This is a genomic window from Pseudomonas sp. LW8, assembly GCF_041956865.1.
Lineage (GTDB): Bacteria > Pseudomonadota > Gammaproteobacteria > Pseudomonadales > Pseudomonadaceae > Aquipseudomonas > Aquipseudomonas siliginis.
This window is the reverse complement of sequence record NZ_CP168138.1, coordinates 5,842,899-5,868,858: the sequence shown is the minus strand read 5'-3', so window position 1 is coordinate 5,868,858 and position 25,960 is coordinate 5,842,899. Positions and strand designations below refer to the sequence as shown.

Annotated in this window: 25 protein-coding genes; 14 read left to right on the top strand and 11 right to left on the bottom strand. The window is 61.1% G+C overall.

What is annotated here, in order from left to right:
• The first annotated feature begins 117 nt into the window (after nucleotides 1-117).
• Both AB9L16_RS26660 and AB9L16_RS26655 read left to right on the top strand, forming a co-directional pair.
• Nucleotides 118-846 (top strand): carbonic anhydrase, encoded by a 729-nt coding sequence (locus AB9L16_RS26660; RefSeq protein WP_016772323.1) that lies wholly within the window; start codon nucleotides 118-120, stop codon nucleotides 844-846.
• Nucleotides 847-936: 90 nt separating this feature from the next.
• On the top strand, nucleotides 937-2,463 hold the full coding sequence (locus AB9L16_RS26655; protein ID WP_375122941.1) for a SulP family inorganic anion transporter: 1,527 nt from the start codon (nucleotides 937-939) through the stop codon (nucleotides 2,461-2,463).
• Nucleotides 2,464-2,599: 136 nt separating this feature from the next.
• Here the strand turns inward: AB9L16_RS26655 and AB9L16_RS26650 are convergent, their stop codons facing one another.
• Nucleotides 2,600-3,250, bottom strand: coding sequence for a hypothetical protein (locus tag AB9L16_RS26650; RefSeq protein WP_041476468.1), 651 nt, complete (start codon nucleotides 3,248-3,250; stop codon nucleotides 2,600-2,602).
• Nucleotides 3,251-3,620: 370 nt separating this feature from the next.
• Here AB9L16_RS26650 and coxB point away from each other — a divergent pair, with 370 nt between their 5' ends.
• The 4 genes from coxB (at nucleotide 3,621) to AB9L16_RS26630 (ending at nucleotide 8,143) form a co-directional block, all read left to right on the top strand.
• On the top strand, nucleotides 3,621-4,748 hold the full coding sequence (gene coxB / locus AB9L16_RS26645) for a cytochrome c oxidase subunit II (protein WP_016772326.1): 1,128 nt from the start codon (nucleotides 3,621-3,623) through the stop codon (nucleotides 4,746-4,748).
• Nucleotides 4,749-4,830: 82 nt separating this feature from the next.
• Nucleotides 4,831-6,417 carry a cytochrome c oxidase subunit I gene (gene ctaD / locus AB9L16_RS26640; RefSeq protein ID WP_016772327.1) on the top strand — a complete coding sequence of 529 codons (1,587 nt, stop codon included), beginning with the start codon at nucleotides 4,831-4,833 and terminating at the stop codon, nucleotides 6,415-6,417.
• A gap of 261 nt (nucleotides 6,418-6,678) precedes the next feature.
• A complete protein-coding gene (locus AB9L16_RS26635; protein ID WP_375122940.1) occupies nucleotides 6,679-7,230 on the top strand; it encodes a cytochrome c oxidase assembly protein in 552 nt (183 codons plus the stop codon).
• A 25-nt stretch (nucleotides 7,231-7,255) separates the two neighbouring features.
• A complete protein-coding gene (locus tag AB9L16_RS26630; protein ID WP_095182286.1) occupies nucleotides 7,256-8,143 on the top strand; it encodes a cytochrome c oxidase subunit 3 in 888 nt (295 codons plus the stop codon).
• Nucleotides 8,144-8,152: 9 nt separating this feature from the next.
• Here AB9L16_RS26630 and AB9L16_RS26625 read toward each other — a convergent pair whose 3' ends face one another.
• Entirely contained in the window at nucleotides 8,153-8,356 is a 204-nt protein-coding gene (locus AB9L16_RS26625) for a twin transmembrane helix small protein (RefSeq protein ID WP_016772330.1), read from the bottom strand.
• 70 nt (nucleotides 8,357-8,426) lie between these two features.
• On the opposite strand from AB9L16_RS26625, the gene AB9L16_RS26620 reads away from it, so the two are divergent.
• The 5 genes from AB9L16_RS26620 to AB9L16_RS26600 are packed head-to-tail and all read left to right on the top strand — an operon-like array spanning nucleotide 8,427 to nucleotide 12,335.
• Nucleotides 8,427-9,167, top strand: a complete 741-nt coding sequence (locus tag AB9L16_RS26620; protein WP_353188168.1) for an SURF1 family protein — start codon at nucleotides 8,427-8,429, stop codon at nucleotides 9,165-9,167.
• Nucleotides 9,133-9,726 (top strand): hypothetical protein, encoded by a 594-nt coding sequence (locus tag AB9L16_RS26615; RefSeq protein WP_236167896.1) that lies wholly within the window; start codon nucleotides 9,133-9,135, stop codon nucleotides 9,724-9,726. The genes AB9L16_RS26620 and AB9L16_RS26615 overlap by 35 nt, the downstream gene beginning before the upstream one ends.
• Before the next feature lie 10 nt (nucleotides 9,727-9,736).
• Nucleotides 9,737-10,816, top strand: a complete 1,080-nt coding sequence (locus tag AB9L16_RS26610) for a heme A synthase (RefSeq protein WP_375122939.1) — start codon at nucleotides 9,737-9,739, stop codon at nucleotides 10,814-10,816.
• On the top strand, nucleotides 10,804-11,703 hold the full coding sequence (gene cyoE, locus AB9L16_RS26605; protein WP_375122938.1) for a heme o synthase: 900 nt from the start codon (nucleotides 10,804-10,806) through the stop codon (nucleotides 11,701-11,703). Before AB9L16_RS26610 ends, cyoE begins: the two co-directional genes overlap by 13 nt.
• Entirely contained in the window at nucleotides 11,700-12,335 is a 636-nt protein-coding gene (locus AB9L16_RS26600; RefSeq protein WP_375122937.1) for an SCO family protein, read from the top strand. Before cyoE ends, AB9L16_RS26600 begins: the two co-directional genes overlap by 4 nt.
• A 281-nt stretch (nucleotides 12,336-12,616) precedes the next feature.
• Here AB9L16_RS26600 and AB9L16_RS26595 read toward each other — a convergent pair whose 3' ends face one another.
• The 3 genes from AB9L16_RS26595 to AB9L16_RS26585 form a co-directional block, all read right to left on the bottom strand.
• Nucleotides 12,617-13,387 (bottom strand): MetQ/NlpA family ABC transporter substrate-binding protein, encoded by a 771-nt coding sequence (locus AB9L16_RS26595; RefSeq protein WP_252879183.1) that lies wholly within the window; start codon nucleotides 13,385-13,387, stop codon nucleotides 12,617-12,619.
• 64 nt (nucleotides 13,388-13,451) lie between these two features.
• Nucleotides 13,452-14,126: a methionine ABC transporter permease gene (locus tag AB9L16_RS26590; RefSeq protein ID WP_016772337.1), complete on the bottom strand. Its 675-nt coding sequence runs from the start codon at nucleotides 14,124-14,126 to the stop codon at nucleotides 13,452-13,454.
• A complete protein-coding gene (locus AB9L16_RS26585) occupies nucleotides 14,126-15,133 on the bottom strand; it encodes a methionine ABC transporter ATP-binding protein (protein ID WP_016772338.1) in 1,008 nt (335 codons plus the stop codon). The genes AB9L16_RS26590 and AB9L16_RS26585 overlap by 1 nt, the downstream gene beginning before the upstream one ends.
• A 263-nt stretch (nucleotides 15,134-15,396) precedes the next feature.
• Between AB9L16_RS26585 and katE the strand changes: the two genes are divergently transcribed.
• Complete coding sequence (katE, locus tag AB9L16_RS26580) at nucleotides 15,397-17,538, top strand: catalase HPII (RefSeq protein WP_024014993.1); 2,142 nt, start codon at nucleotides 15,397-15,399, stop codon at nucleotides 17,536-17,538.
• Between the two features lie 94 nt (nucleotides 17,539-17,632).
• On the opposite strand, the gene AB9L16_RS26575 is transcribed toward katE, so the two are convergent.
• From AB9L16_RS26575 to AB9L16_RS26560, 4 genes are read right to left on the bottom strand one after another with little or no spacing between them, the layout of a single operon-like run.
• Nucleotides 17,633-18,346, bottom strand: coding sequence for a PA5502 family lipoprotein (locus AB9L16_RS26575; RefSeq protein WP_016772339.1), 714 nt, complete (start codon nucleotides 18,344-18,346; stop codon nucleotides 17,633-17,635).
• 37 nt (nucleotides 18,347-18,383) lie between these two features.
• Nucleotides 18,384-19,172 (bottom strand): zinc ABC transporter permease subunit ZnuB, encoded by a 789-nt coding sequence (znuB, locus tag AB9L16_RS26570; protein ID WP_016772340.1) that lies wholly within the window; start codon nucleotides 19,170-19,172, stop codon nucleotides 18,384-18,386.
• Complete coding sequence (gene znuC, locus AB9L16_RS26565) at nucleotides 19,165-19,950, bottom strand: zinc ABC transporter ATP-binding protein ZnuC (protein ID WP_024014991.1); 786 nt, start codon at nucleotides 19,948-19,950, stop codon at nucleotides 19,165-19,167. The genes znuB and znuC overlap by 8 nt, the downstream gene beginning before the upstream one ends.
• The gene (locus AB9L16_RS26560) at nucleotides 19,950-20,432 is read right to left on the bottom strand and encodes a Fur family transcriptional regulator (protein WP_024014990.1); all 483 of its coding nucleotides are present in this window, start codon (nucleotides 20,430-20,432) and stop codon (nucleotides 19,950-19,952) included. The genes znuC and AB9L16_RS26560 overlap by 1 nt, the downstream gene beginning before the upstream one ends.
• 66 nt (nucleotides 20,433-20,498) lie before the next feature.
• Here AB9L16_RS26560 and AB9L16_RS26555 point away from each other — a divergent pair, with 66 nt between their 5' ends.
• A complete protein-coding gene (locus tag AB9L16_RS26555) occupies nucleotides 20,499-21,419 on the top strand; it encodes a zinc ABC transporter substrate-binding protein (protein ID WP_375122936.1) in 921 nt (306 codons plus the stop codon).
• A gap of 128 nt (nucleotides 21,420-21,547) precedes the next feature.
• On the opposite strand, the gene AB9L16_RS26550 is transcribed toward AB9L16_RS26555, so the two are convergent.
• On the bottom strand, nucleotides 21,548-22,501 hold the full coding sequence (locus AB9L16_RS26550; RefSeq protein WP_150743225.1) for a homoserine kinase: 954 nt from the start codon (nucleotides 22,499-22,501) through the stop codon (nucleotides 21,548-21,550).
• Between the two features lie 58 nt (nucleotides 22,502-22,559).
• Nucleotides 22,560-22,847 carry a DUF2782 domain-containing protein gene (locus tag AB9L16_RS26545; protein ID WP_095182295.1) on the bottom strand — a complete coding sequence of 96 codons (288 nt, stop codon included), beginning with the start codon at nucleotides 22,845-22,847 and terminating at the stop codon, nucleotides 22,560-22,562.
• Nucleotides 22,848-22,921: 74 nt separating this feature from the next.
• Between AB9L16_RS26545 and polA the strand changes: the two genes are divergently transcribed.
• Nucleotides 22,922-25,726: a DNA polymerase I gene (gene polA, locus AB9L16_RS26540; RefSeq protein WP_375122935.1), complete on the top strand. Its 2,805-nt coding sequence runs from the start codon at nucleotides 22,922-22,924 to the stop codon at nucleotides 25,724-25,726.
• The last annotated feature ends 234 nt before the right edge of the window (nucleotides 25,727-25,960 follow it).

Here is a 25,960-nt window from a genome sequence, read left to right as displayed (position 1 = left end):
GCTACCTTGTTCATCGAGTGACTGACGGGTCGGGATGACCCGGATGGTTTAAACAGCCACTGGCTTCATACCGGAATACCGGGGAAGACTCCCTGAATCCGCACAAGAGGATGAATCATGAGTGACAAGGATAAACAGTCGTTGGCTGCCTCGGCGCAAAGCCCTGAAGCACAATCCGCCGATGCAGCACTGCGACAGATCGTTGATGGCTTTTTACGCTTTCACCATGACGTTTTTCCGCAGCAGGAAGAATTGTTCAAGAAGCTCGCCACCGCTCAGGCGCCCAAGGCGATGTTCATCACTTGCGCCGACTCGCGCATCGTTCCCGAGCTGATCACCCAGAGCTCGCCGGGCGATCTGTTCGTTACCCGTAACGTCGGCAACGTGGTGCCGCCCTACGGTCAGATGAACGGCGGCGTCTCCACCGCGATCGAATACGCGGTACTGGCGCTGGGCGTGCAGCACATCATCATTTGCGGCCACTCCGATTGCGGCGCCATGCGCGCGGTACTCAACCCCGACAGCCTGGAAAAAATGCCGACGGTCAAAGCCTGGCTGCGCCACGCTGAAGTCGCAAAAACCATGGTGCACGACAACTGCAACTGCACCGACGAAAAAGACAGCATGCCGATCCTCACCGAGGAAAACGTCATCGCCCAACTGCAGCACTTGCGTACCCATCCTTCGGTAGCCTCGCGCATGGCGAACGGTCATCTGTTCATCCATGGCTGGGTCTACAACATCGAAACCAGCGAAATCAAAGCTTACGACGCGGACCAGGGTCGTTTCCTGCCTCTCGACGGCAGCCATCCGATTCCTGTGGCGACGCCCAAAGCGCGCTTCTAAATCTTCCCAACAATCTGTGTGGTATGACGCCGGCCGCTGATTCAGCGGTCCGGCCTCGCCACGCCTGAAGAAAACTTCGGGAGAATCGCCATGCGTGCGGCTCAATTGAAAGCTGTGTTGCCACGGGAGCTGCTCGCTTCCGTGGTTGTGTTTCTGGTCGCCCTGCCGCTGTGCATGGGCATCGCGATTGCGTCAGGGCTGCCGCCGGCAAAAGGTCTGATCACCGGCATTATCGGCGGTCTGGTGGTCGGTTGGCTGGCGGGGTCGCCGTTGCAGGTCAGCGGTCCGGCGGCGGGTCTGGCAGTGCTGGTTTTCGAGCTGGTGCGCCAGCATGGCGTCGAGATGCTCGGACCGATCCTGCTGCTCGCCGGTTTTCTGCAACTGGTCGCCGGGCGACTGAAGCTTGGCTGCTGGTTTCGGGTCACGGCGCCAGCGGTGGTCTACGGCATGCTCGCGGGCATTGGCGTGTTGATTGTGCTCTCGCAAATCCATGTGATGCTCGATGCCAAGCCGCAGCCTTCCGGGCTGGACAACCTCACGGCGTTCCCGGCGGCCGTGGCGCAGGCCTTGCCATCGTTGGGCTGGCAGGCGGGTCTGCTCGGCTTGTCGACGATTGCGGTGATGTGGCTGTGGGAAAAATTCCGTCCGCATTCGCTGCGCTTCATTCCCGGCGCATTGCTCGGTGTGGGTTTGGCGACGGTGGCGAGCCTGATGCTGGCGTTGCAGGTCAAGCGCGTTGAGGTACCGGCGAACCTGGCCGAAGCGATCGATTGGCTCAAGCCGGCCGACCTGATGAATCTGGCCGACCCGACACTGCTGGTTGCCGCGTTCGCCGTGGCGTTTATCGCCAGTGCCGAAACACTGCTGTCCGCTGCGGCGGTGGATCGCATGCACAGCGGCGTGCGTTCGGACTTCGACCGTGAACTGTCGGCGCAAGGTGTCGGCAACATGCTCTGCGGTCTGGTCGGCGCGCTGCCGATGACCGGGGTGATCGTGCGCAGTTCGGCCAACGTCCAGGCCGGTGCGACCACACGCTACTCGACGATTTTCCATGGCCTGTGGCTGCTGGCATTCGTGCTGTTGCTGTCGAGCGTGCTGCAAAGCATTCCGGTGGCGAGTCTGGCGGGTGTGCTGGTGTATACCGGCTTCAAGCTGGTCGACCTGAAAGCTTTCCGTGGTCTGGGTCGGTACGGGCGGATGCCGATGTTCACCTACGCCGCTACAGCGTTGGCGATCATCTTCACTGACCTGCTCACCGGTGTGCTGATCGGCTTCGGTCTGACCATGTTGAAGCTGGCATTCAAGGCTTCGCGCCTGAAGATCAGCCTGATCGACCTGCCGCAGGACGGCGAGATGGAATTGCGTCTGGTCGGCGCGGCGACGTTCCTCAAAGTACCGGCGCTGACCCAGGTTCTGGGCAGCATTCCTCACGGCACCACAGTGCATGTGCCGCTCAACAACCTGAGCTACATCGACCATTCGTGCCTGGAGTTGCTTGAGGAATGGGGCCGGGCGAATGCGGCCAAGGGTTCGAAGCTGTTGATCGAATCGCGTGGGTTGAAGCGAAGGCTTGAGGGGCGGGTGCGGACTAACACCGGCATCGGTGCGGCCGGCTAGATAATCCATTGTGAACACAAACCCTGTGGGAGCGAGCCTGCTCGCGAAAGCGGTGTATCAGCCAACAGAGATGTTGAATGATCGACCGCATTCGCGAGCAGGCTCGCTCCCACACTGGATTTATGACACAAGAAAATCAGGCAGCAGGCTGATCCAGCTCAAGCCCCACACCCAACCGGCGGCTCATGCACGGCCAGCGTTTCCACGCCGCGCCAGTGTCCGGACTGCTGAGTTTTTCGCGGTAGGCTTCTACCGACTCCAAAGCAAAACTCTCTTCGTTGAGCATCTCGTCGATCGCGTGATGCACCGCTTCGTCCAGTTGGTTGGCGAATTCCTCACCGATCAATTGGTGAGCAATCAGGTTGGCGACCGTCATGTCCAAGGGGATCAATGGCTGGCCGAAATGCTTGATGTACAGGTCGTTGACCTCTTCGACAAAACGGTGTGCCAGATAGGCCTCGTCGAGCAGGCTGTCCAGGCCGACGTGCCCAGCCATGATCGCCGGCGGCTGGAGGAAATACTGCTCGGCGATCTTCAGCACCGGTTTGATCTGCGATTCGATTCCCGCTTCCCTGGCGACTTCATTGGCTGCATCCAGCAGGTCCGGCACTTCATCGATGTAGGCGGCGACAAAACGTGTCAGCACGCCCTGGGCGTCGGCTTCCGGCAACTGGATCGCCGGGTGCAGGTGAGGCAGCTTGCTTTCCAGCTGACGGGTCAGCAGGCCGGTGTCTTTTTCGTGCTGTTGGGCTTGTTGGATCTGCTCGCGCAATGCGGCGGTGTTCATGAAAACTCCAGGAAACAAGGCAATGAAATAGGGAAGACATAACTTAGCTGGCTTACGAAAAACGCTAAGACGCATTTGTCATAATTATTTCATCCTTGATGCAGCTGCGTTATATCCATTCGCCACCACTCGTCTGCATCCTTCTCCATTCGGGCACTTGAACGCAAGCGCCGGGTGTTTCAGCTCATTTACGTGCCCGGGTTGCAATTCCCGGGCGCTGTCTATACTCGCCAATGAATGGAGTTAGCTGATGACGCCCGACTGCACCCGCAGCAAGGCCCGGCGATTCAAGTTCGTAGTCTGATGCAGCCGCTCCCTTGCCGCAGGCGATACGCCGGCGGGATAACAAGAACGATAAGGGGAACCCGCAATGATGCGACATCCACATGTCTGGATGGGCCTCCTGTTGTGGTCGATTTTCAGCCCGGCCAACGCGGCCTGGACTGTGAATATGGCGCCTGGAGCGACTGAAATCAGTCACGCAGTATTCGACCTGCACATGACCATTTTCTGGATCTGTGTGGTGATCGGGATCATCGTCTTCGGCGCCATGTTCTGGTCGATGATGGTGCACCGCCGCTCTACCGGCCAGGTCGCGGCCAAATTCCACGAAAGCACCGGCGTCGAGATCATGTGGACCATCGTGCCGCTGCTGATCCTGGTGGCCATGGCCGTCCCTGCCACCGCGACGCTGATCAAGATGTACGACACCAGCGAGCCGGACATCGATATCCAGATCACCGGTTATCAGTGGAAGTGGCACTACAAATACTTGGGCCAGGACGTTGAGTTCTTCAGCAACCTGGCCACCCCCGCCGAACAGATTCACAACAAAGAAGCCAAGGGCGAGCACTACCTGCTCGAAGTCGACAAGCCGCTGGTGCTGCCGATCGGCGCCAAGGTGCGCTTTCTGGTGACCTCGGCTGACGTCATTCACTCATGGTGGGTGCCGGCGTTTGCGGTCAAGCGCGACGCGATCCCCGGGTTCGTCAACGAAGCCTGGACGCGCATCGACAAGCCCGGCCTCTACCGTGGCCAGTGCGCCGAATTGTGCGGCAAGGACCATGGCTTCATGCCGATCGTGGTCGAGGTCAAGGAACAGGCCGACTACGAAAAATGGCTCGCCGAGCGCAAGGCCGAGGCCGCGCAGCTCAAAGAACTGACCAGCAAGGAATGGACCCTCGACGAGCTCAAGGAGCGCGGCGACAAGGTTTACCACACCACTTGCGTGGCCTGTCACCAGGCCGAAGGCCAGGGCCTGCCGCCGATGTTCCCGGCACTCAAGGGCTCGAAAATCGCCACCGGGCCGATCAAGGATCACCTGAGCATCGTCTACCACGGCAAACCGGGCACGGCCATGGCGGCGTTCGGCAAACAGCTGTCGGAAGTCGATATCGCAGCGGTCGTGACTTACGAACGTAACGCCTGGGGCAACAACAAGGGCGACATGGTCACGCCAAAAGAAGTGCTGGAGCTGAAACAGGCGGAAAGCAAATGAGCCGGTCAATTGCGTATTCAGTGAACCGGTCGGGGCAGCGCGCCCCGGCCCGCCCCGTCCACTTTCGTGAAGGAGACCGGCCATGAGCGCTGTCATCGATGACCACGGTCACGCCGACCACGCCCACGGCCCCGCCAAAGGCCTGATGCGCTGGGTGCTGACCACCAACCACAAGGACATCGGCACGCTGTACCTGTGGTTTGCCTTCTGCATGTTCCTGCTCGGCGGCTCGTTCGCCATGGTCATTCGCGCCGAGCTGTTCCAGCCCGGCCTGCAGATCGTCCAGCCGGAATTCTTCAACCAGATGACCACCATGCACGGTCTGGTGATGGTCTTTGGTGCAGTGATGCCGGCCTTCGTCGGTCTCGCCAACTGGATGATTCCGCTGATGGTCGGCGCGCCCGACATGGCCCTGCCACGGATGAACAACTTCAGTTTCTGGCTGTTGCCGGCAGCGTTTCTGCTGCTGGTCTCGACGCTGTTCACCCCCGGTGGCGGGCCGAATTTCGGCTGGACGTTCTACGCGCCGCTGTCGACGACTTATGCACCGGAAAGCGTGACGTTCTTCATCTTCGCCATCCACTTGATGGGCATCAGTTCGATCATGGGCGCGATCAACGTAGTCGCGACCATCCTCAACCTGCGCGCACCCGGCATGACCCTGATGAAAATGCCGCTGTTCGTGTGGACCTGGCTGATCACCGCGTTTCTGCTGATCGCAGTGATGCCGGTGCTCGCTGGCTGCGTGACGATGATGCTCATGGACATCCACTTCGGCACCAGTTTCTTCAGTGCTGCCGGCGGTGGTGATCCAGTGCTGTTCCAGCACGTGTTCTGGTTCTTCGGCCACCCCGAGGTGTACATCATGATCCTGCCGGCGTTCGGCGCGGTCAGCCAGATCATCCCGACCTTCGCGCGCAAGCCGCTGTTCGGCTACACCTCGATGGTCTACGCCACGGCGAGCATCGCGTTCCTGTCGTTCATCGTCTGGGCGCACCACATGTTCGTGGTCGGCATCCCGCTGGTGGGCGAGTTGTTCTTCATGTACGCGACCATGCTGATCGCCGTGCCTACGGGTGTGAAAGTGTTCAACTGGGCCAGCACCATGTGGCAGGGCTCGATGACCTTCGAGACGCCGATGCTGTTTGCCGTGGCGTTCGTCATTCTGTTCTCGATCGGTGGTTTTTCCGGGCTGATGCTGGCGATCGCCCCGGCGGACTTCCAGTACCAGGACACCTACTTCGTTGTCGCGCACTTCCACTACGTGCTGGTGCCCGGGGCGATCTTCGGCATCTTCGCCTCGGCCTATTACTGGCTGCCGAAGTGGACCGGGCACATGTACGACGAAACCCTCGGCAAGCTGCATTTCTGGCTGTCGTTCGTGGGCATGAACCTGACCTTTTTTCCGATGCACTTCGTCGGCCTTGCGGGGATGCCGCGACGGATTCCGGATTACAACTTGCAGTTCGCCGATTTCAACATGGTCTCGTCGATCGGCGCGTTCATGTTTGGCGCCACGCAGATCTTCTTCCTGTTCATCGTCATCAAGACCATCCGTGGCGGCGCACCGGCCCCGGCGAAACCATGGGACGGCGCCGAAGGGCTGGAGTGGAGCGTGCCGTCGCCGGCGCCGTATCACACCTTCACCACGCCGCCGGAAGTGAAATGAACACCTCCTGTTTTTTGCAATGTGTGCAGAGGCACAGATCCCCAGTGGATGCTCACAGATCTTCTGTGGATGTACACAGATCCCCCGTGGCGAGGGGATTTATCCCCGTTGGGCTGCGCAGCAGCCCCAAAATCTGCAATCGGGGTGTATCAGGCACACCGCATGCGCCGGGTTTACGACTGCTGCGCAGCCAGTCGGGGATAAATCCCCTCACCACAAAGCATCACCGGCCACCGGGGAACACGAGGGAGGCTGAAAATCATGGCTGACTCGATCTCGCTGAAGAAACTCGTCATCCGCCTGTTGCTGGTGGTGGTGGCGATGTTCGTCTTCGGTTTCGCCTTGGTGCCGATCTACGACGTGATGTGCAAAGCCTTCGGCATCAACGGCAAGACCGGCGGCCAGTATGCGGGCGAGCAAGTGGTCGACACCTCGCGCCAGGTGCGCGTGCAGTTTCTCTCGACCAACACCGCCGACATGCCGTGGGACTTTTACCCGAAACACGACGAGCTGACCGCCAATCCCGGCGCGGTGAACGAGATGGTCTTCATCGCACGCAATCCCACCGACAAACCGATGAGTGCGCAAGCGGTGCCGAGTATTGCGCCGAGCAACGCCGCGGCGTTTTTCCACAAGACCGAATGCTTTTGCTTTACCCAGCAGGTGCTGCAACCCGGTGAACAGATCGAGATGCCGGTGCGTTTCATCGTTGACCGCGACATGCCCAAGGAAGTGAAGCACCTGACGCTGTCCTACACGCTGTTCGATATCACCGCCCGACATCCGCCGGTGGCTGTTAACACTGGCGGTTGAGCGTGGCCGATAAGGAGAACAATAAATGGCAACTCATGAGCATTATTACGTCCCGGCCCAGAGCAAATGGCCGATCATCGCCACGCTCGGGATGTTCGTCACCGTGTACGGCCTCGCCACCTGGTTCAACGATCTCAAGGCCGCACGCCCGGACTCCCACGGCCCGCTGATCTTTTTCGTCGGCGGCCTGCTGCTGGCGTACATGCTGTTCGGCTGGTTCGGTGCGGTGATCAAGGAAAGTCGCGCGGGGCTGTACAGCCCGCAGCTGGACCGCTCGTTCCGCTGGGGCATGAGCTGGTTCATCTTTTCCGAGGTGATGTTCTTCGTCGCCTTCTTCGGCGCGCTGTTCTATGTGCGCCATGTGTCCGGGCCGGCGCTGGGCGGTGAGGGGCCGAAAGGCATCGCGCACATGCTCTGGCCGAACTTCGAATTTGTCTGGCCGCTGCTGCACACACCTGATCCGAAACTGTTCCCGCCGCCAAAAGAAGTCATCAGCCCGTGGGGCCTGCCGCTGATCAACACCATTCTGCTGGTCAGCTCCAGCGTGACCATCACCATCGCCCACCATGCGCTGAAGAAAGGCCATCGCGGCGCACTGAAACTGTGGCTGGCGATCACCGTACTGCTGGGCATCGCGTTCCTCGGTTTCCAGGCCGAGGAATACATCCACGCCTATAAAGAGCTGGGGTTGACCCTCGGCTCGGGCATCTACGGCGCGACGTTCTTCATGCTCACCGGATTCCACGGCGCCCACGTGACCATCGGCACGATCATCCTGTTCGTGATGCTGATGCGCATCATGAAGGGCCACTTCGACAACGAGCACCAGTTCGGTTTCGAGGCGGCGAGCTGGTACTGGCACTTCGTCGATGTGGTGTGGATCGGTTTGTTCTTCTTCGTTTACGTCCTCTGACTGCTGGCGCTACCAGGGCGCATGGGACACCAACTGGCCGCTATAGAAACCCCAGGCCATCAGGCCGACGGTGACCACGGCCAGTGCCACCCGAACACTCAAGGCGATGACCAGGCGATTGGAGCTGCTGTCGTCCTTGACCAGGAAAAACAGGCCGCTGAACAGGCTGACGACCGTGGCAATCAGCATCAGGACGATCGCTGCTTTGAACATGGCAAGACTCCGGGGGACAGGCGATGCAATTGAGTATAGCGATCGCGATGACTGACTTTATGGCGCGCCCATGAAGCGCTTTCGCCCGGGCGTGATTCCCACTGTCGTGGTGGCGCTGTTGCTGCCGCTGATGGTTGCGCTGGGCTTCTGGCAACTGGGCCGGGGCGCGGAGAAAACCGCGCTGCTGGCCAGTTATGCCGAACGTCGCGTGGCCGAACCGCTGGCCAGCAGTGAACTGCTCGGCAACGCCGACCCGGCTTACCGCCGCGTGCGCCTGCACGGCCAGTTCGACCCCGCCCATACCCTGTTGCTCGACAACCGCCAGCGTGGCGGCAAGGTCGGCGTTGAACTGCTGCAACCGTTTCAGGATCAACGCAGCGGTCTCTGGCTGCTGGTCAATCGCGGCTGGCTGCCTTGGCCCGACCGGCGTGTGCCGCCGCAATTCACGACACCCGCCGAGGCGCTGACGCTCGACGCCTGGGTCTATGTCGCCCCCGGCGCAACGTTCCAGTTGCACGCCGATCCGGTCAGCAGTGTCTGGCCGCAAACCATTACCGCCGTCGAGCCGGGCAAATTGTGGCAAACCCTGGAGCGCGACGGCTTCGCCTACGAATTACGCGCCGAACCCGGCCCGGCCAGCTATCAGACCGATTGGCCGGTGGTCGCGATGGGTCCGGAAAAACACCTCGGCTACGCCGTGCAATGGTTCGCCATGGCCACGGCCCTGCTCGGTCTTTACCTCTATTTGGGCTGGCACAACGCAAAGGAGAAACGCCATGGGAAGCGCCATGAATCCACCCAGCATGTCTGAGGCCAAACCCGTTCCCAGCCGCCGGCGCGGGCGCATTCAGTTGTTGCTGATCGTGCTTGGCGTGGTCGGGCCGATGCTGCTCGCGACCGGCATGTACAAATTGCAGTTCTGGGTGCCGGAAGGACGCAGCTATCACGGCGAGCTGATCGGCAACGGCCAGACCCGCGCCGACCTCGGCGTGCAGGCCGATGAGCAGCGCTGGCAGATTCTGGTCACGGCGCCGAAGGATTGTGCCGTCGATTGCCAGCAACTGGTTTATCTGGCGCGGCAGATCCAGATCAGCCTCGGCCGCGAAGCCGGCCGCGCCAGCCACGCCCTCGCCGCCGCGCAACCACTGAGCGCCGATTACGCCGCCAAGCTCGACCGTGAATATCCGCAGCTGCAGCGCTATCCGCTGGATGCCGGGGTGTTCAACAAGACCACCGGCGACAAAGCCGTGCCGCAGCTGTGGATCGTCGACCCACACGGCAATCTGGTGCTGCGTTACGAGCCGAATGTGAAGGGCAAGGATCTGCTTAACGACCTGCGGCATCTGCTGAAACTGTCGAACATCGGATGAGGGCATCGTCATGGCCAAACCTGGATTTCGCCTCGCGCTGTTTGCCACCCTGCTGGCACTGATTGTAGTGCTGCTCGGCGCCTACACCCGCCTGACCCACGCCGGCCTCGGCTGCCCGGACTGGCCAGGCTGCTACGGCTTTATCAGCGTGCCGAAAAGCGAGGCGCAACTGGCCCATGCCGAACTGCACTTCCCTGACGCGCCAGTGGAGGCGCACAAGGGCTGGAACGAGATGATTCACCGCTACTTCGCCGGCACCCTCGGTTTGCTGATTTCAGTGCTGGCCGGGCGCGCCTGGGTCAACCGGCGCCATCCGGGCCAGCCGGTGAAACTGCCGCTGTTTCTGCTGGCGGTGGTCATCGCCCAAGCGGCGTTCGGTATGTGGACGGTGACGCTCAAGCTCTGGCCGCAAGTGGTCACCGGGCACTTGCTCGGCGGCTTTGCCACGTTGAGTCTGCTGTTCCTGCTGACGCTGAGGTTGTCCGGCGTGCTGCCGGCGCTGACGGTACCCAAGCGCCTGCAATATTGGGCGACGGCGGGCCTGCTGCTGGTGATCGGCCAGATCGCCTTGGGCGGCTGGGTCAGTTCCAACTACGCAGCGGTGGCCTGCATCGACTTCCCCACCTGCCACGGCCAATGGCTGCCGCCGGCGGACTTCGCCAACGGTTTCCACCTGACCCAGCACATCGGCCCGAATTATCTCGGCGGACAACTCGATAGCGATGCACGCACGGCGATTCACCTGACTCACCGCATCGGCGCTCTGCTGGTGACGGTCGTGCTGCTCGGTCTGGCGTGGCAGTTGAAAGTGGTGGGCATGACCCGACTGGCCGGGCTGGTGCTGATCGCCCTTGCAGCGCAGATCACCCTCGGCATCAGCAACGTGCTGTTTCATCTGCCGCTGCCGGTGGCCGTCGCCCATAACGCTGGCGGTGCGGCGTTATTGCTGACGCTGGTACTGGTCAATTACCACGCCCGCACCAGCCTGCTGCGGGTGAGCCAACCGGTGCTGGCGCGCTGGCGCTTTAGTGCGCGCAAACCTGCCGTTGCGCCCATCGCATTGAAAGGAGAAACGCCATGGCGAGTCTGACCGGCGAGCGTGCGGCGCAAGCGCTGTGGCGCGATTATCTGGAGCTGACCAAACCGAAAGTCGTGGTGCTGATGCTGATCACCTCGCTGGTCGGCATGTTCCTCGCCACCCGCGCGGGCGTACCGTGGACAGTGCTGGTGTTTGGCAATCTGGGCATCGCCTTGTGTGCCGGTGGTGCGGCGGCGGTCAATCATGTGGTCGATCGGCGTATCGATGCGGTAATGGCGCGCACGCACAAACGTCCCTTGGCCGAAGGCCGGGTTTCACCTGCGGCGGCGCTGACCTTCGCTTTGGTGCTGGCGCTGCTCGGTCAGGCGCTGCTGCTGACTTTCACCAATCAGCTGACCGCGTGGCTGACCCTCGCCTCGCTGCTCGGTTACGCGGTGGTCTACACCGGTTTCCTCAAACGTGCGACGCCGCAGAACATCGTCATCGGCGGCCTCGCTGGCGCCGCGCCACCGCTGCTCGGCTGGACCGCCGCCACCGGCCATGTCAGCGCCGAACCGCTGTTGCTGGTGCTGATCATCTTCGCCTGGACCCCGCCGCATTTCTGGGCGCTGGCGATTCATCGCAAGGAGGAATACGCCAAGGCCGACATTCCGATGCTGCCGGTGACCCATGGCGAGCACTACACCAAAGTGCACATTCTGCTGTACACATTTGCGTTGCTGGCGGTGAGTCTGCTGCCGTACGTGATTCACATGAGCGGCGTGCTGTATCTGGTCTGTGCGCTGGCGTTGGGCGCAAGGTTTCTGCAATGGGCCGTGGTGCTGTACCGTGGCACTCGGCCGCACGCGGCGATCAATACCTTCAAGTACTCTATTTATTACTTGTTCCTGTTGTTCATCGCCCTGCTCGTAGACCACTACTTACTGTTGAACCTATGACCCGAACCCAGAAAACCGTCTTCATCCTCGTCGCCGTGATCGCGCTGATCCTCGGGCTTACCGTGAATAAAGTGCTGAGCGGCAAAGGCCAGGGCGACCCGACTGCGCTGATCGACGCCGGGATCATCCTGCTGCCGCAGAGCCGCAACCTGCCGGACGTGACCATGACCGATCAGGACGGCAAACCGGTTGCAATCGATGAGTTGAAAGGCAAATGGAGTCTGTTGTTCTTCGGCTACACCTTTTGCCCGGACATCTGCCCGACCACCCTGGCGCAACTGCGGCAGATCAAGAGTGAATTGCCGAAAGAGGCTGTGGATAAATTGCAGATCGTGCTGGTCAGCGTTGACCCCAACCGCGATACGCCGAAGCAGTTGAAACAGTATCTGGGCTACTTCGATCCGCAGTTCATTGGCCTGACGCCGACATCGATCGAACAGCTGCAGAAGGTGGCGAACGCGGTGAGTATTCCGTTTATTCCGGCGGATACGAGTAAGCCGAATTACACGGTGGACCATAGCGGCAATCTGGCGGTGATCGGGCCGGATGGTACGCAGCGTGGGTTTATTCGGGCGCCGTTGAATAACACCAAACTGGTGGCGCAATTGCCGGTGATGCTCAACCGCAAATAAACGCAGAAAGCGAAAAGCCCCTCACCCTAACCCTCTCCCAGAGGGAGAGGGGACTGATTGGGGGATGCTGAAGCAATACGCCGACTTGTAAGCGCTGTGCTGAATCCATAATCGACTGGATCTTTCATGTCGATGCATAGCGCCAGACACCTCGGTCGGCCCCCTCTCCCTCTGGGAGAGGGCTGGGGTGAGGGGCAGCTTCAAAGCAGGTCCAAAGCCAGACACCAGACACAAAAAAGGGGACGCCATTGGCGTCCCCTTTTTCATTGCAGCCATCCAAATCAGAACGCCGGCAATACCGCGCCTTTGTACTTCTCGGTAATGAACTGCTTCACTTGCGGGCTGTGCAGTGCAGCCGCCAGTTTCTTCATCGCGTCGCTGTCCTTGTTGTCCGGGCGGGACACGAGGATGTTTACGTATGGCGAGTCGTTGCCTTCGATCACCAGCGCATCCTTGGACGGATCAAGCTTGGCTTCCAGCGCGTAGTTGGTGTTGATCAGCGCCAGATCGACCTGGGTCAGCACGCGCGGAATGGTCGCGGCTTCCAGTTCACGGATCTTCAGGTCTTTCGGATTCTCGGCGATGTCTTTGACGGTCGACAGGATGTTCTTCGAATCCTTGAGCTTGATCACGCCAGCCTTGTCCAGCAGCAACAGCGCACGGCCGCCGTTGGTGGCGTCGTTCGGGATCACCACGTTGGCACCGCCGGGCAGGTCTTTCAGATCCTTGATCTTGCTCGAATATGCGCCCAGTGGCTCCAGATGCACGCCTGTCACAGCGACCAGATCAGTGCCCTTGGCCTTGTTGAACTCATCAAGATATGGCTGGTGCTGGAAGAAGTTGGCGTCGAGGCGTTTTTCCGCGACCTGTACGTTCGGCTGAATGTAGTCGGTGAAGACCTTGACCTTCAGATCCACGCCTTCCTTGGCCAGGGCCGGTTTGACGAACTCGAGGATTTCCGCGTGCGGCACCGGAGTGGCGGCAACGGTCAGGGTCTCGGCGTGGGCCGAAAACGCCGCAACAGCGGCGAAAGCAGCGATCAGTTTTTTCATTCAGCTAACTCCTTGTGAGGGCGCCCGCCAGCGAATGGCCCGCGCCTCTTGATTAAAAAACCGCTTATTTGCGCGAGAAATGCACGACCAGACGGTCGCCAACCATTTGCAGCACTTGCACCAGAATCAACAGCAGCACCACGGTGACGATCATCACGTCGGTCTGGAAACGCTGGTAGCCGAAACGGATCGCCAGGTCGCCCAGACCACCGGCGCCGACCACACCGGCCATCGCCGTGTAGGACACCAGTGTAATCGCTGTCACCGTAATCGCTGCGAAGATGCCCGGACGGGCTTCCGGCAGCAGGGCGTTCATGATGATCTGTCGCGTGGTCGCGCCCATCGACTGGGTCGCTTCGATGATGCCGCGATCGACTTCGCGCAGCGCGGTTTCCACCAGACGCGCGAAGAACGGCGTGGCGCCCACCACCAGCGGCGGGATCGCCCCGGCCACACCCAGCGAGGTGCCGGTGATCAGCACGGTGAACGGGATCATCACAATCAGCAGAATAATGAACGGCAGCGAACGCAAGATGTTCACCACCAGCGACAGCACGGCGTAGAGGCCACGGTTCTCCAGCAACTGACGCGGGCTGCAGAGAAACAGCAGCACCCCCAGCGGCAGGCCGAGCAGCACGGTGAACAGCAGCGAACCGCCGAGCATCAGCATGGTGTCGCCAGTCGCCAGCCAGATTTCGTACCAGTCGATATTGGCGAAGAAACTCATCAGATCAGCCATTAGCGCAACACCTCCATGTGAACGTCAGCGGCGGTGAAGCGGGCGAACGCCGCCTCCATGTCGCCACCGGTGACAGCGAGGGTCAGTTGCCCGTACGGAATGTCTTTGATGCGGTCGATGCGACCGGCGAGGATGCTGTAGTCGACGCCGGTTTCCCGGGCGACGGTGCCGAGCAACGGCGCGTAGGTCGCTTCGCCCTGGAAGGTCAGACGCACGATGCGCCCGGGCACGTGGGCGAAATCGTCACGCTGCTCGCTCTCGTCAATCTGCTCGCTTTCCTGCACGAAACGCTTGGTGGTCGGGTGCTGCGGATGCAGGAACACATCGGCCACCGGCCCCTGCTCGACGATCACGCCAGCGTCCATCACCGCGACCTGATCGCAGACGCGCCGGATCACGTCCATCTCGTGGGTGATCAGGACAATGGTCAGTTTCAGTTCGCGATTGATTTCCGCCAGCAGTTGCAGGACCGATGCGGTGGTCTGCGGGTCGAGGGCGCTGGTGGCCTCGTCGCACAGCAGAATCTTCGGCTTGGTCGCCAGCGCACGGGCGATGCCGACGCGCTGCTTCTGACCGCCGGACAGTTGCGCCGGATACTTTTTCGCGTGGTCGGACAAACCGACCCGCGCCAGCAGCTCGGCCACCCGTTGGTTTATTTCACTGCTCGACAGCTCACCGGCCAGGGTCAGCGGCAGGGCCACGTTGTCGGCGACGGTCTTGGAGGCGAGCAGATTGAAGTGCTGGAAGATCATCCCGACCTGCTGGCGGAAACGGCGCAGGCCGTTGGCGTCCAGTGCGGTGACTTCTTCGCCGTCGACGATGATCTTGCCGCCACTGGAGTCTTCCAGGCGATTGATCAGACGCAGCAGGGTACTTTTGCCCGCACCGGAATGGCCAATCAGGCCGAACACCTGGCCGTTCTCGATGGCGAGACTGGTCGGGTGCAGCGCGGGAATATCCTTACCGGCAACGCGGTAAGTCTTGTGGACGTTTTGAAACTCGATCACGTAGCGAACCTTGTGGGGCGCGTTGGAAAAGGATCAGCGGTTAGCCGGGCGCGCATTTTAGCCTGTCCGTATAGAGGTTCTTAGCATTTATTTCGCAATTAACCTTCAATTTGGCAATAACGCGATCAAAGGTCAGATAAACGGAACGGCTGAAACGCTCATCAGTCACTACTTAAGCGACTTGAAACCCCTGGGTGCCGTGCCCGGGAATCACTCAAGGGTCTTCGGAAGGCATCCGGGGCCAAACGAGGAGTTTACGTCTGATGAGCATCAAAAAGCCTGCACCTGATAAAAGCGAAATGGCCGGGACCGATACCCCGGATCGCGCCAACACCAACGCCAAGCTCGACAGCCTGGAAGAATTCCGTTCCGACGCCACCGGTCAGGCGCTACGCACCAATCAGGGCGTGAAGATCGCCGACAACCAGAACACCCTCAAAGCCGGGCCGCGCGGGCCGTCGCTGCTGGAAGATTTCATCATGCGTGAAAAGATCACGCACTTTGACCATGAGCGCATTCCGGAGCGTATCGTCCATGCGCGCGGTACCGGCGCGCACGGTTTCTTTCAGACTTACGAGAACCATGCAGCACTGACCAAGGCCGGTTTCCTACAGGATCCGGGCAAGAAAACCCCGGTGTTCGTGCGTTTTTCTACGGTGCAGGGGCCACGGGGTTCCGGCGATACCGTGCGTGACGTGCGCGGCTTTGCGGTGAAATTCTTCACCGACGAAGGCAACTTCGACCTGGTCGGCAACAACATGCCGGTGTTCTTCATTCAGGACGCGATCAAGTTCCCGGACTTCGTCCACGCGGTGAAACCCGAGCCGCACAACGAAATCCCGACCGGCGGCTCGGCTCACGATACGTTCTGGGACTTCGTCTCGCTGGTGCCGGAATCGGCGCACATGGTCATCTGGGCGATGTCCGACCGGGCGATCCCGAAAAGCCTGCGCAGCATGCAGGGCTTCGGCGTGCACACCTTCCGCCTGATCAACGCCGAGGGCAAATCACGCTTCGTCAAATTCCACTGGCGCCCTACCGCCGGCACTTGCTCGCTGGTGTGGGACGAGGCGCAGAAGCTCGCCGGTAAGGACACCGACTACCACCGCCGCGACCTGTGGGAAGCGATCGAGATGGGTGATTACCCGGAATGGGAACTGGGCGTGCAGATCGTCGAAGAAGAGAACGAACACGATTTCGACTTCGACATCCTCGACCCGACCAAGATCATCCCCGAAGAAATCGTCCCGATTACGCCGTTGGGCAAAATGACCCTGAACCGCAACCCGGACAACTTCTTCGCCGAAACCGAGCAGGTCGCCTTCTGCCCTGGCCACATCGTGCCGGGTATCGACTTCTCCAATGACCCGTTGCTGCAAGGTCGGCTGTTTTCCTATACCGACACGCAGATCAGCCGACTCGGCGGGCCGAACTTCCATGAGCTGCCGATCAATCGTCCGGTGGCGCCGTTCCACAACGGCCAGCGCGATGCGCAACACCGCACCACCATCGACAAGGGGCGTGCCTCGTACGAGCCGAACTCGATCGACGGCGGTTGGCCAAAAGAAACCCCGCCAGCGGCACAGGACGGTGGTTTCGAGAGCTACCCGGAGCGCATCGACGCAGCGAAGATCCGTCAGCGCAGCGAGTCGTTCAGCGATCACTTCTCCCAGGCCCGCCTGTTCTTCAACAGCATGAGCGACCACGAGAAAGAGCACATCATCGCTGCCTACAGCTTCGAGCTGGGCAAGGTCGAACGTGAGTTCATCCGTGCCCGTGAAGTGAACGAGATCCTCGCCAATATCGACCTGACCCTGGCCAAACGTGTGGCTGAAAACCTTGGTTTGCCGGCACCAGCCAAAGGCACGGTCGAAGTGCGCAAGACCTCGCTGGAGCAATCGCCAGCGCTGAGCCAGGCCAACCTGCTGCCAGGCAACATCAAGACGCGCAAAGTGGCGATTCTCGCGGCCAACGGCGTTGATGCTGCAGCCATCGATGCGATGAAGAAAGCACTTGAAGCCGAAGGCGCCCACGCGAAACTGCTCGGCCCGACCTCGGCGCCAGTGAAGACCGCTGACGGCAAGGCATTGCCGGTGGATGCGTCGATGGAAGGCATGCCTTCAATTGCGTTCGATGCGGTGTTCGTACCGGGTGGCGCGGCGTCGATTACCGCGTTGAGCGGTGACGGCGTGGCGTTGCACTACCTGCTCGAAGCCTACAAGCACCTGAAGGCGATCGCGCTGCACGGCGAGGCCAAGCAATTGCAGGACTTGCTGAAGCTGGATGCGGATGCTGGGCTGCTGCAGGGCGCGGATGTAGGGGCGTTGACCAAACCGTTCTTCGCCGCGATCGGCGAGCATCGGGTCTGGGCGCGGGAGCCTAAGGCCAAGGCTATTCCGGCTTAAGATCTTTATTGGCTGAGAGGACGCTTTCGTGAGCAGGCTCGCTCCCACAGGTACGCTGTTGCACCTGTGGGAGCGAGCCTGCTCGCGAAGCTTTTTATGGCTTGCGCGGGCTTAAAACCATCTGCGCCGGTACCGTGCGCAAGATCTGCTTCTCGATCTGCAAATCAAAATCAGGATCGAGCTTCTTGACTCGCTTGCTCAGCAACGTCGCCAGCCACGGATAATCCGCGGTGCGCGGCGCTTGAATGCTGACGGCGCATTCGTAATTCACCACATCGGCGGCGATCGCATCGAGTTGTCGTTGCAGCTTGTGAATATCGCCGATGTTCAACGCAACAGTGGTGCTCTCGGCGGTCGGGTCGATGACCTTGGCTTTCGGCCTGGCTTCGGCAGCCAGCAGCGCGGCCTCGGCCTTTTCCAGCTCGGCCTTGCGCGCTTCGGTGATCGCGCCGTTGACGCCGCCGGTCAGCGCTGGCGCCTTGGGCATCAGAGCACGGGCGCGGCTGAGCGCGGTGGCGGCAGCGTTGACATCGCCTTTCTGCAGAACGATCTGGCTGCGGCGCAGGTACGCCTCGGCCAGCTGCCGCTGGTACTGCTCAAGGGACTGATCGTTGGGGGTCGCGGCCTGCAACGCGGCCAACTGGTCTTCGGCGGTGGCCAGTTCGCTGCTGGCCAGGCTTTGCTCCAGCTGTGCGATGGCCGTAGCCCGCGCATCGGGGACTTCAGCCACCGGCGGCGTGCTTTGGCAGGCGCCCAGCAGCACTGAAAATGCGACAAGGAGCAGATAACGGGAGGCGAACGGCTTCATTCCTGCGACTCTCTAATTGCGCAAAAAGCGGCCAAGTCTACACCCCACGACGGGGCAGAACAAAACTCAACAGAAACAGCGCGGCTGCCGTCACAACGATAGACGGCCCCGCCGGAGTGTCCTTGAACCACGACAACGCCAGCCCGCCGCACACCGCGAGCATGCCCAGCAGGCTCGCGCCCAAGGCCATCTGCTCCGGCGAACGGGCGTGACGCTGTGCCGCAGCCGCCGGGATGATCAGTAGCGATGTAATCAGCAACACCCCGACGATTTTCATCGCCACGGCGATCACCACCGCGATCAACAGCATCAGCGCCAAGCGCAAACCCGCAACCGGCAAGCCTTCGACCCGCGCCAGTTCTTCGTGCACGGTGACCGCCAGCAGCGGTCGCCACAGCGTCACCAGCAACACCAGCACCGCCGCGGTGCCACCGAGAATCCACGCAAGATCGCTCGGACTGATTGCCAGCAAGTCGCCGAACAGATAGGCCATCAGGTCGATCCGCACTTCATGCATGAAGCTTAGTACCACCAGGCCGAGAGAGAGGGTGCTCGGCGCAAGAATTCCCAATAGTGTGTCGGACGCCAGTGGCTGACGCTGTTGCAGCGTCACCAAGAGCACCGCCAGCAGCAGGCAACCGACCGTCACCGCCACGGTCGGGCTGACGTCCAGCAAAAAGCCCAGTGCCACGCCGAGCAATGCGGCGTGGGACAGGGTATCGCCGAAATAGGCCATGCGCCGCCACACCACAAACGAGCCGAGCGGTCCGGCCACCAGCGCCAGGGCCAGACCTGCAAGCAGGGCGTACAAAAGAAAATCAGCCATGCTTGCAGCCGTCTCCATGAACATGAGGTTGCCCGCCGAGCGGGCCTTTGACCACCGAACCGTGCAGGTCGTGGGCGTGGTCGTGATGGTGGTGATAGATCGCCAGACTCGGCGCGTTCTTGCCGAACAACTCGACAAATGCCGGATCGCCGCTGACCTGCTCGGGATGCCCGGAGCAGCAGACGTGACGATTGAGGCAGACCACCTGATCGGTAGTGCTCATCACCAGATGCAAATCGTGGGACACCATCAGCACGCCGCAACCGTGGCGGTCACGCAGACGGGTGATCAGGCTGTACAGCTCGGCCTGCCCGGCCACGTCGACGCCCTGCACCGGTTCATCCAGCACCAACAGTTCCGGCTCACGCAGCAGTGCCCGAGCCAGCAGCACGCGCTGCATTTCGCCGCCGGAAACGCTCTGCACCGGGCTGTCGATCACGTGTTCGGCGCCAACTTCCTTCAACGCGGCCAAGGCACGCGAACGATCGACGCCAGGCACCAGGCGCAGGAAGCGCAGCACTGACAGCGGCAGCGTCGGGTCAACATGCAGTTTCTGCGGCATGTAACCGACGCGCAATTTCGGCTTGCGCCAGACGCTGCCACTGTTCGGCTTCAACAGCCCGAGCACGGCGCGTACCAGCGTGGTCTTGCCGGCGCCATTGGGGCCGATCAGGGTGACGATCTGCCCCGGTTCGACGCTCAGCTCGATGTTGTCCAGCACGGTCTGCCCGGCAAACGTGACGGCGACCTGTTCCAGACGGATCAGCGCATTGCTCATCAGGCCCCCTGGCAACCGGCGCACAGGCCGACCACTTCGACCGTCTGCGCTTCGACGATGAAACCGACATCTTTGGCGCTGCTGATGATCGCGTCGCTGATCACTTTTTGCTCAAGTTCGATGGCGGCGTGGCACTCGCGGCAGATCAGGAACTGGCCTTGGTGCGCGTGTTCAGGATGCACGCAGCCAACGAAGGCGTTGAGCGACGAGATGCGATGGACCAGGCCGTTTTCGAGCAGGAAATCCAGTGCGCGGTACACGGTAGGCGGCGCGGCGCGGCGGCCGTCCTGCTCGCTGAGCACCGCAAGGATGTCGTAGGCACCCAGCGGCTTGTGACTCTGCCAGACAAGTTCCAGCACGCGGCGGCGCAGGGCAGTCAGACGCAAACCTTTCTGCGCGCACAAGGTATCGGCCTCGGACAGAGCGCTGTGCACGCAATGGGAGTGGTCGTGGGGACGGCTGGCAATCGGTGTAATAGGCATGAGCGGCGACGAGATTTGCTGGAGACGTTATTATGTTACCCGTTCTCGCTTCCTTGAGTGGTCATCGTGTCCCGACTTTTTTCTGTTTTTGTGGCTTGTGTTGCCAGTTTTCTGCTGATCGGTACGGCCCAGGCCGAGGTCAAAGTGCTCACCAGTATCAAACCGTTGCAGCTGATTGCCGCTGCCGTGCAGGACGGCGTGGCGATTCCCGAGGTGCTGCTGCCGCCGGGTGCCTCCCCACACAATTACGCCCTGCGCCCATCCGACGTACGGAAGGTGCAGTCGGTCGATCTGCTCTACTGGATCGGCCCGGACATGGAAGGTTTCCTGCCGCGCGTACTCGGCGGTCGCAGCCTGCCGAGCGTCGCCGTGCAGGATCTGCCGGGGCTCAAGCTGCGGCATTTCGGCGCGGACAACCATTCCCACGCCGAAGAGGCCGATGAGCATGATCACGACCATCGCCCCGGCTCGCTGGACGCACACCTGTGGTTGTCACCGGCCAACGCGCGGGTGATCGCTGACAAAATGGCCGCCGACCTCAGCGCCGCCGACCCGGCCAATGCCCAGCGCTATCAGAGCAATGCCAAAGCCTTCGATGAACGTCTGGATGCGCTGGATCAGCGCTTGAAGACGCGTATGGCCAATGTCGAAGGCAAGCCGTACTTCGTCTTTCACGAGGCCTTTGATTATTTCGAAGACGCTTACGGCCTGAAGCACGCCGGGGTGTTCGCGGTGGCCGCCGAAGTACAGCCCGGCGCCCAGCATGTGGCGGCGATGCGCAAGCGCTTGCAGGAAGTGGGCAAGACCTGTGTGTTCAGCGAGCCGCCGTTGCGTCCGCGCCTGGCGGAAACCCTGGTGGCCGGTTTGCCGGTGAAACTCGCCGAGCTGGATGCGTTGGGTGGTTATACGCCGGCGACGGCTCAGGGCTATGAGCAGGTGCTGGAAAAACTCAGCAATGATCTGGCCGGGTGCCTGGAGTCGCTGTAACAACACAAACCTTGTGGGAGCGAGCCTGCTCGCGAAAGCGGTTGGTCAGTCAGCAAAAATGCTGAACGGGCCGCCGCCTTCGCGAGCAGGCTCGCTCCCACAGGTTCGTGTTTGCTTGGCGAATCTACTCAGAGGGCGAAGGGCAACGGTGTATTGACCTTCTGCCGCTGCGCCAGGCGCTGCTCGAATTCCTGCGGATCGTGAATCAACACGTCCTGCCCGGCGAACTGTTCGGCGGCGATCAAGCGTGACAGCCAGAACCGCACACAGGCCACACGCAACATCGTTGGCCAGAGCTCAGCCTCCGCCGCCGTGAACGGCCGCAGCGCCGCATAGGCACCGAGAAACGCACGCGCACGCGGGCCATCGATCACGCCCTCCTCGTCAGAACACCAGTCATTCAACGCGATCGCCACGTCGTACAGCATCGGCCCCGAGCAGGCGTTGTAGAAGTCGATCAACCCGGTCAGATGGGTGCCTTCGAACATGGCGTTGTCGCGGAACAGATCGGCGTGAATATTGGCGCGAGGTAGCGCAAGAATCTTCTCTTTGCGCTCGGTGATCTCATCCAGCGCCTTTTGCAGCAAGGCACGCGGCTCATCGCTCAGGTGCGAGAGAAATTCAGTGCCCTCCTCCAGCATCCAGTCCAGGCCGCGATCAGTTTTGCGCTTGATCATGCGCTCGCCCTGAGTCGCCAGATGCAGATGTGCCTGCAACTCACCGACCTGGGCGCAATGCTGGGCGTTGGCGACCTTGATGTGCTTGCCCGACAGACGCGGTTGCAGCAACGCCGGCTTGCCTTTGAGTTCACGCAGTGCCACGCCGTCAGTGGTGCGCAGGGCGTAAGGCACCGGCAGATCGGCTTCGTGCAGCACGTCGAGCAGGTCGATGAAGAACGGCATCTCCTGCACCGGGCCGCGCTCGACCAGGGTCAGGACAAACTCGCCCTGCTCCAGACTGATGAAGAAATTGGTGTTTTCGCTGCCGGCGGCGATCCCCTGGAAATCAAGCAGGCGGCCGAGCCCGTAAGGGGCGAGAAAGGTTTCCAGCTCGGGCCGAGCCAGGGGAGTGAACACAGACATGTCTTAACTGCCAGTACGGGCGCCGCAACGGCGGCGCCACAAGTGAATTAAAAATCTACTACCACTCGAATATCTTCCATTCAGGGATCAGCATATCCGGCTGGTCCGAGCGGATGAAGTTGGCATCCGTTCCGTCGGCGCGCACCAGAAAGTACGGCGGCGCGCCCTTCGGCGTGACCTTGATCGCATACAGGAAACCGTTCTGACGGTACTCCTGAATAGTCTTGTCGCCCTCCGTGCGGATGGTGACCTCGGGGTCGCCGCCCGGCGCATCATCCGCCGCAATCGCGGCCAGTGGTGAGACAGCGATCAACCCGACCAGCAGCAAGCGATTTAACGTACGCATGATAACCTTGTCCCTTTGTCGTCAACGGTCCCGCTATTCTAGCGCCGGACCCGCCGAAAAGGTTGATCCTGCTCATGAGCCAAGCCCCCCTCGTCCTGGTGGACGGTTCGTCTTACCTGTACCGCGCCTTTCATGCACTGCCACCACTGACCACGTCCAAAGGCCTGCCGACCGGTGCGGTCAAAGGCGTGCTGAACATGCTCAAGAGTCTGCGCAAGCAGTACCCGGACAGCCCCTTCGCCGTGGTGTTCGACGCCAAGGGCGGAACATTTCGTGACGAGATGTACGCCGAATACAAGGCCAACCGGCCGAGCATGCCCGATGACATGCGCGTGCAGATCGAGCCGCTGCACCAGAGCGTGATCGCCCTCGGCTTCCCGCTGCTGTGCGTGGACGGCGTCGAAGCCGACGACGTGATCGGCACCCTCGCCCGCAGCAGTGCGGCAGCAGATCGCCCGGTGATCATTTCCACCGGTGACAAGGACATGGCGCAACTGGTCGACGGCCACATTACCTTGGTCAACACCATGTCCGGTAGCTCGATGGATGTGGAAGGCGTGAAGGAGAAATTTGGCGTCGCACCGGAGCAGATCATCGATTATCTGGCACTGATGGGCGATTCCTCCGACAACATTCCGGGCGTTCCGGGGATCGGCCCGAAGACGGCGTCCGGCCTGCTGGTCGGCGTCAACGGCGGTCTGACCGAGCTGTACGCCAACCTCGACATCGTGCCGACCCTGCCGATCCGTGGCGCAAAAACCCTGCCGGCCAAGCTCGAAGAGCACAAGGAAATGGCTTTCCTGTCCTATCAACTGGCGACCATCAAGGTCGACGTGCCGCTGGATATCGGCCTCGACGATCTGCAGATGGGTCAGGAAGATCCGGCCAAACTCTACGAGCTGTACACCCTGCTGGAATTCAAGAGCTGGCTCAATGATCTGGATCGCGATGCCAAGCGTCTGGAACTGAGCGCGGCGGCCGAACCTGCGCCCGCCCATGATCTGTTCAGCGCCCCGCAAGCCGAGGCACCTGCTGCCCCTGCCGAAGCCGCCTACGAAACCATCCTCGATCAGGCTCGCTTCGACGTCTGGCTGGAAAAACTGCGCAACGCCAAGCTGATCGCCTTCGACACGGAAACCACCGGCATCGACGCGCAGCGAGCGCAACTGGTCGGTCTGTCGTTCGCCGTACAGGCCAACGAAGCTGCGTACATCCCGCTGACCCACTCCTACATCGGCGTGCCGGAGCAGCTGGATCGCGACACCGTGCTGCGCGCACTCAAGCCGATTCTGGAAGACCCGAGCAAACTCAAGGTTGGCCAGCACGCCAAGTTCGACATGAACATTCTGGCCAACTGCGCCATTGGCGGCGATCAGAGTGAAGGCATCAGCGTGCGCGGCATCGCCTTCGACACTATGCTCGAGTCCTACGTACTCAATTCCACCGCGACCCGTCACGACATGGACAGCCTCGCCCAGAAGTACCTTGACCACACCACGGTGAGCTTCCAGGACATCGCCGGCAAAGGTGCCAAGCAACTGACCTTCGACCAGATCGCTCTGGAACAGGCCGGGCCGTATGCCGCCGAAGACGCCGACATCACTCTGCGCCTGCACCAGATCCTGTTCGACAAGCTCAGCGCGATTCCGAGCCTGGCCAGCGTCTTGACCGACATCGAAATCCCACTGGTACCGGTATTGGCGCGCATCGAACGCCAGGGCGCGTTCGTCGATGCCGAACTGCTCGGCATTCAGAGCATTGAGCTGGGCAACAAAATGGTCGCGCTGGAGCGTGAAGCCTTCGAAATTGCCGGGGAGGAATTCAACCTCGGCTCGCCGAAGCAGCTGGGCGTGATTCTCTATGAAAAGCTCGGCCTGCCGGTGCTGAAGAAAACCGCCAAGGGCCAGCCGTCCACCGCTGAAGAAGTGCTGGCGAAACTCGCCGAAGACGATCACCGCTTGCCGAAGGTGCTGATGGAGCACCGTTCGATGAGCAAGCTGAAAAGCACCTACACCGATCGCCTGCCCGAACAGATCAACCCGCGCACAGGGCGCATCCACACCTCGTATCACCAGGCTGTGGCTTCGACCGGACGCCTGTCCTCCAGTGATCCGAACCTGCAGAACATCCCGGTACGCACTGCCGAAGGCCGGCGCATTCGTCAGGCGTTCGTCGCGCCGAAGGGTTACAAACTGCTGGCGGCGGACTACTCGCAAATCGAGTTGCGGATCATGGCGCACCTGTCCCGCGACGAAGGCCTGATGAACGCCTTTCGCAACAATCTCGACGTGCACACTGCAACCGCTGCCGAAGTATTCAAGGTCGAGCTTGATCAAGTGACCTCGGACCAGCGCCGCAGCGCCAAGGCGATCAACTTCGGTCTGATCTACGGCATGGGCGCGCAGAAGCTCGGCAAGGACATCGGCGTCGACACCAAGACCGCCAAGGCTTACATCGACACCTACTTCGCCCGTTATCCAGGCGTTCGCGAATACATGGAGCGCACTCGTGCGCAGGCGGCGGATCAGGGTTACGTCGAAACTTTCTTCGGTCGTCGCCTGTACTTGCCGGAGATCAACTCGAACAAGCCGCAGGAACGCGCCGCTGCAGAACGCACAGCGATCAACGCGCCGATGCAGGGCACGGCAGCGGATATCATCAAGAAAGCCATGGTCGCAGTGGACAACTGGCTGGCGACGTCGGGGCTGGATGCCCGGGTCATCCTGCAGGTGCACGATGAACTGGTGCTGGAGGTTCGCGAGGATCTGGTCGAGCAGGTCAGTGCCGAAATTCGTACGCACATGAGCGAAGCGGCGAAACTGGATGTGCCGCTGCTGGTGGAAGTTGGCGTGGGCAACAACTGGGATGAGGCGCACTGAGTTTGTAAAGGTGCCGCGACGCGACGTCGCGGCAAGTCCCGTAAACCGGCTTAGAACGATAAATGCTTGAGGCTATTCCAAAGCTTTTTGAAAAAAATCTGAACTAATCTGTCGACCGAACACTCAGAGGTACTGAATGGCTGGTGAAGCCCTTCGATGCTCCTATGTTGTGTTAAGTGTTGGCAGATATCTGAACCCCGCCCTAGCGGTTCGGAACTTGAACCCCGGAACTTC

What these genes read in the sequence shown, in the direction of transcription:
- AB9L16_RS26630 (WP_095182286.1), top strand. Translation starts at nt 7,256, where the DNA reads ATGGCAACTCATGAGCATTATTACGTCCCGGCCCAGAGCAAATGGCCG.
- AB9L16_RS26650 (WP_041476468.1), bottom strand. Translation starts at nt 3,250, where the DNA reads ATGAACACCGCCGCATTGCGCGAGCAGATCCAACAAGCCCAACAGCAC.
- AB9L16_RS26560 (WP_024014990.1), bottom strand. Translation starts at nt 20,432, where the DNA reads ATGCCTATTACACCGATTGCCAGCCGTCCCCACGACCACTCCCATTGC.
- ctaD (WP_016772327.1), top strand. Translation starts at nt 4,831, where the DNA reads ATGAGCGCTGTCATCGATGACCACGGTCACGCCGACCACGCCCACGGC.
- AB9L16_RS26600 (WP_375122937.1), top strand. Translation starts at nt 11,700, where the DNA reads ATGACCCGAACCCAGAAAACCGTCTTCATCCTCGTCGCCGTGATCGCG.
- AB9L16_RS26625 (WP_016772330.1), bottom strand. Translation starts at nt 8,356, where the DNA reads ATGTTCAAAGCAGCGATCGTCCTGATGCTGATTGCCACGGTCGTCAGC.
- AB9L16_RS26620 (WP_353188168.1), top strand. Translation starts at nt 8,427, where the DNA reads ATGAAGCGCTTTCGCCCGGGCGTGATTCCCACTGTCGTGGTGGCGCTG.
- katE (WP_024014993.1), top strand. Translation starts at nt 15,397, where the DNA reads ATGAGCATCAAAAAGCCTGCACCTGATAAAAGCGAAATGGCCGGGACC.
- AB9L16_RS26655 (WP_375122941.1), top strand. Translation starts at nt 937, where the DNA reads ATGCGTGCGGCTCAATTGAAAGCTGTGTTGCCACGGGAGCTGCTCGCT.
- polA (WP_375122935.1), top strand. Translation starts at nt 22,922, where the DNA reads ATGAGCCAAGCCCCCCTCGTCCTGGTGGACGGTTCGTCTTACCTGTAC.
- AB9L16_RS26575 (WP_016772339.1), bottom strand. Translation starts at nt 18,346, where the DNA reads ATGAAGCCGTTCGCCTCCCGTTATCTGCTCCTTGTCGCATTTTCAGTG.
- znuC (WP_024014991.1), bottom strand. Translation starts at nt 19,950, where the DNA reads ATGAGCAATGCGCTGATCCGTCTGGAACAGGTCGCCGTCACGTTTGCC.
- coxB (WP_016772326.1), top strand. Translation starts at nt 3,621, where the DNA reads ATGATGCGACATCCACATGTCTGGATGGGCCTCCTGTTGTGGTCGATT.
- AB9L16_RS26595 (WP_252879183.1), bottom strand. Translation starts at nt 13,387, where the DNA reads ATGAAAAAACTGATCGCTGCTTTCGCCGCTGTTGCGGCGTTTTCGGCC.
- znuB (WP_016772340.1), bottom strand. Translation starts at nt 19,172, where the DNA reads ATGGCTGATTTTCTTTTGTACGCCCTGCTTGCAGGTCTGGCCCTGGCG.
- AB9L16_RS26635 (WP_375122940.1), top strand. Translation starts at nt 6,679, where the DNA reads ATGGCTGACTCGATCTCGCTGAAGAAACTCGTCATCCGCCTGTTGCTG.
- AB9L16_RS26550 (WP_150743225.1), bottom strand. Translation starts at nt 22,501, where the DNA reads ATGTCTGTGTTCACTCCCCTGGCTCGGCCCGAGCTGGAAACCTTTCTC.
- cyoE (WP_375122938.1), top strand. Translation starts at nt 10,804, where the DNA reads ATGGCGAGTCTGACCGGCGAGCGTGCGGCGCAAGCGCTGTGGCGCGAT.
- AB9L16_RS26590 (WP_016772337.1), bottom strand. Translation starts at nt 14,126, where the DNA reads ATGGCTGATCTGATGAGTTTCTTCGCCAATATCGACTGGTACGAAATC.
- AB9L16_RS26545 (WP_095182295.1), bottom strand. Translation starts at nt 22,847, where the DNA reads ATGCGTACGTTAAATCGCTTGCTGCTGGTCGGGTTGATCGCTGTCTCA.
- AB9L16_RS26660 (WP_016772323.1), top strand. Translation starts at nt 118, where the DNA reads ATGAGTGACAAGGATAAACAGTCGTTGGCTGCCTCGGCGCAAAGCCCT.
- AB9L16_RS26610 (WP_375122939.1), top strand. Translation starts at nt 9,737, where the DNA reads ATGGCCAAACCTGGATTTCGCCTCGCGCTGTTTGCCACCCTGCTGGCA.
- AB9L16_RS26615 (WP_236167896.1), top strand. Translation starts at nt 9,133, where the DNA reads ATGGGAAGCGCCATGAATCCACCCAGCATGTCTGAGGCCAAACCCGTT.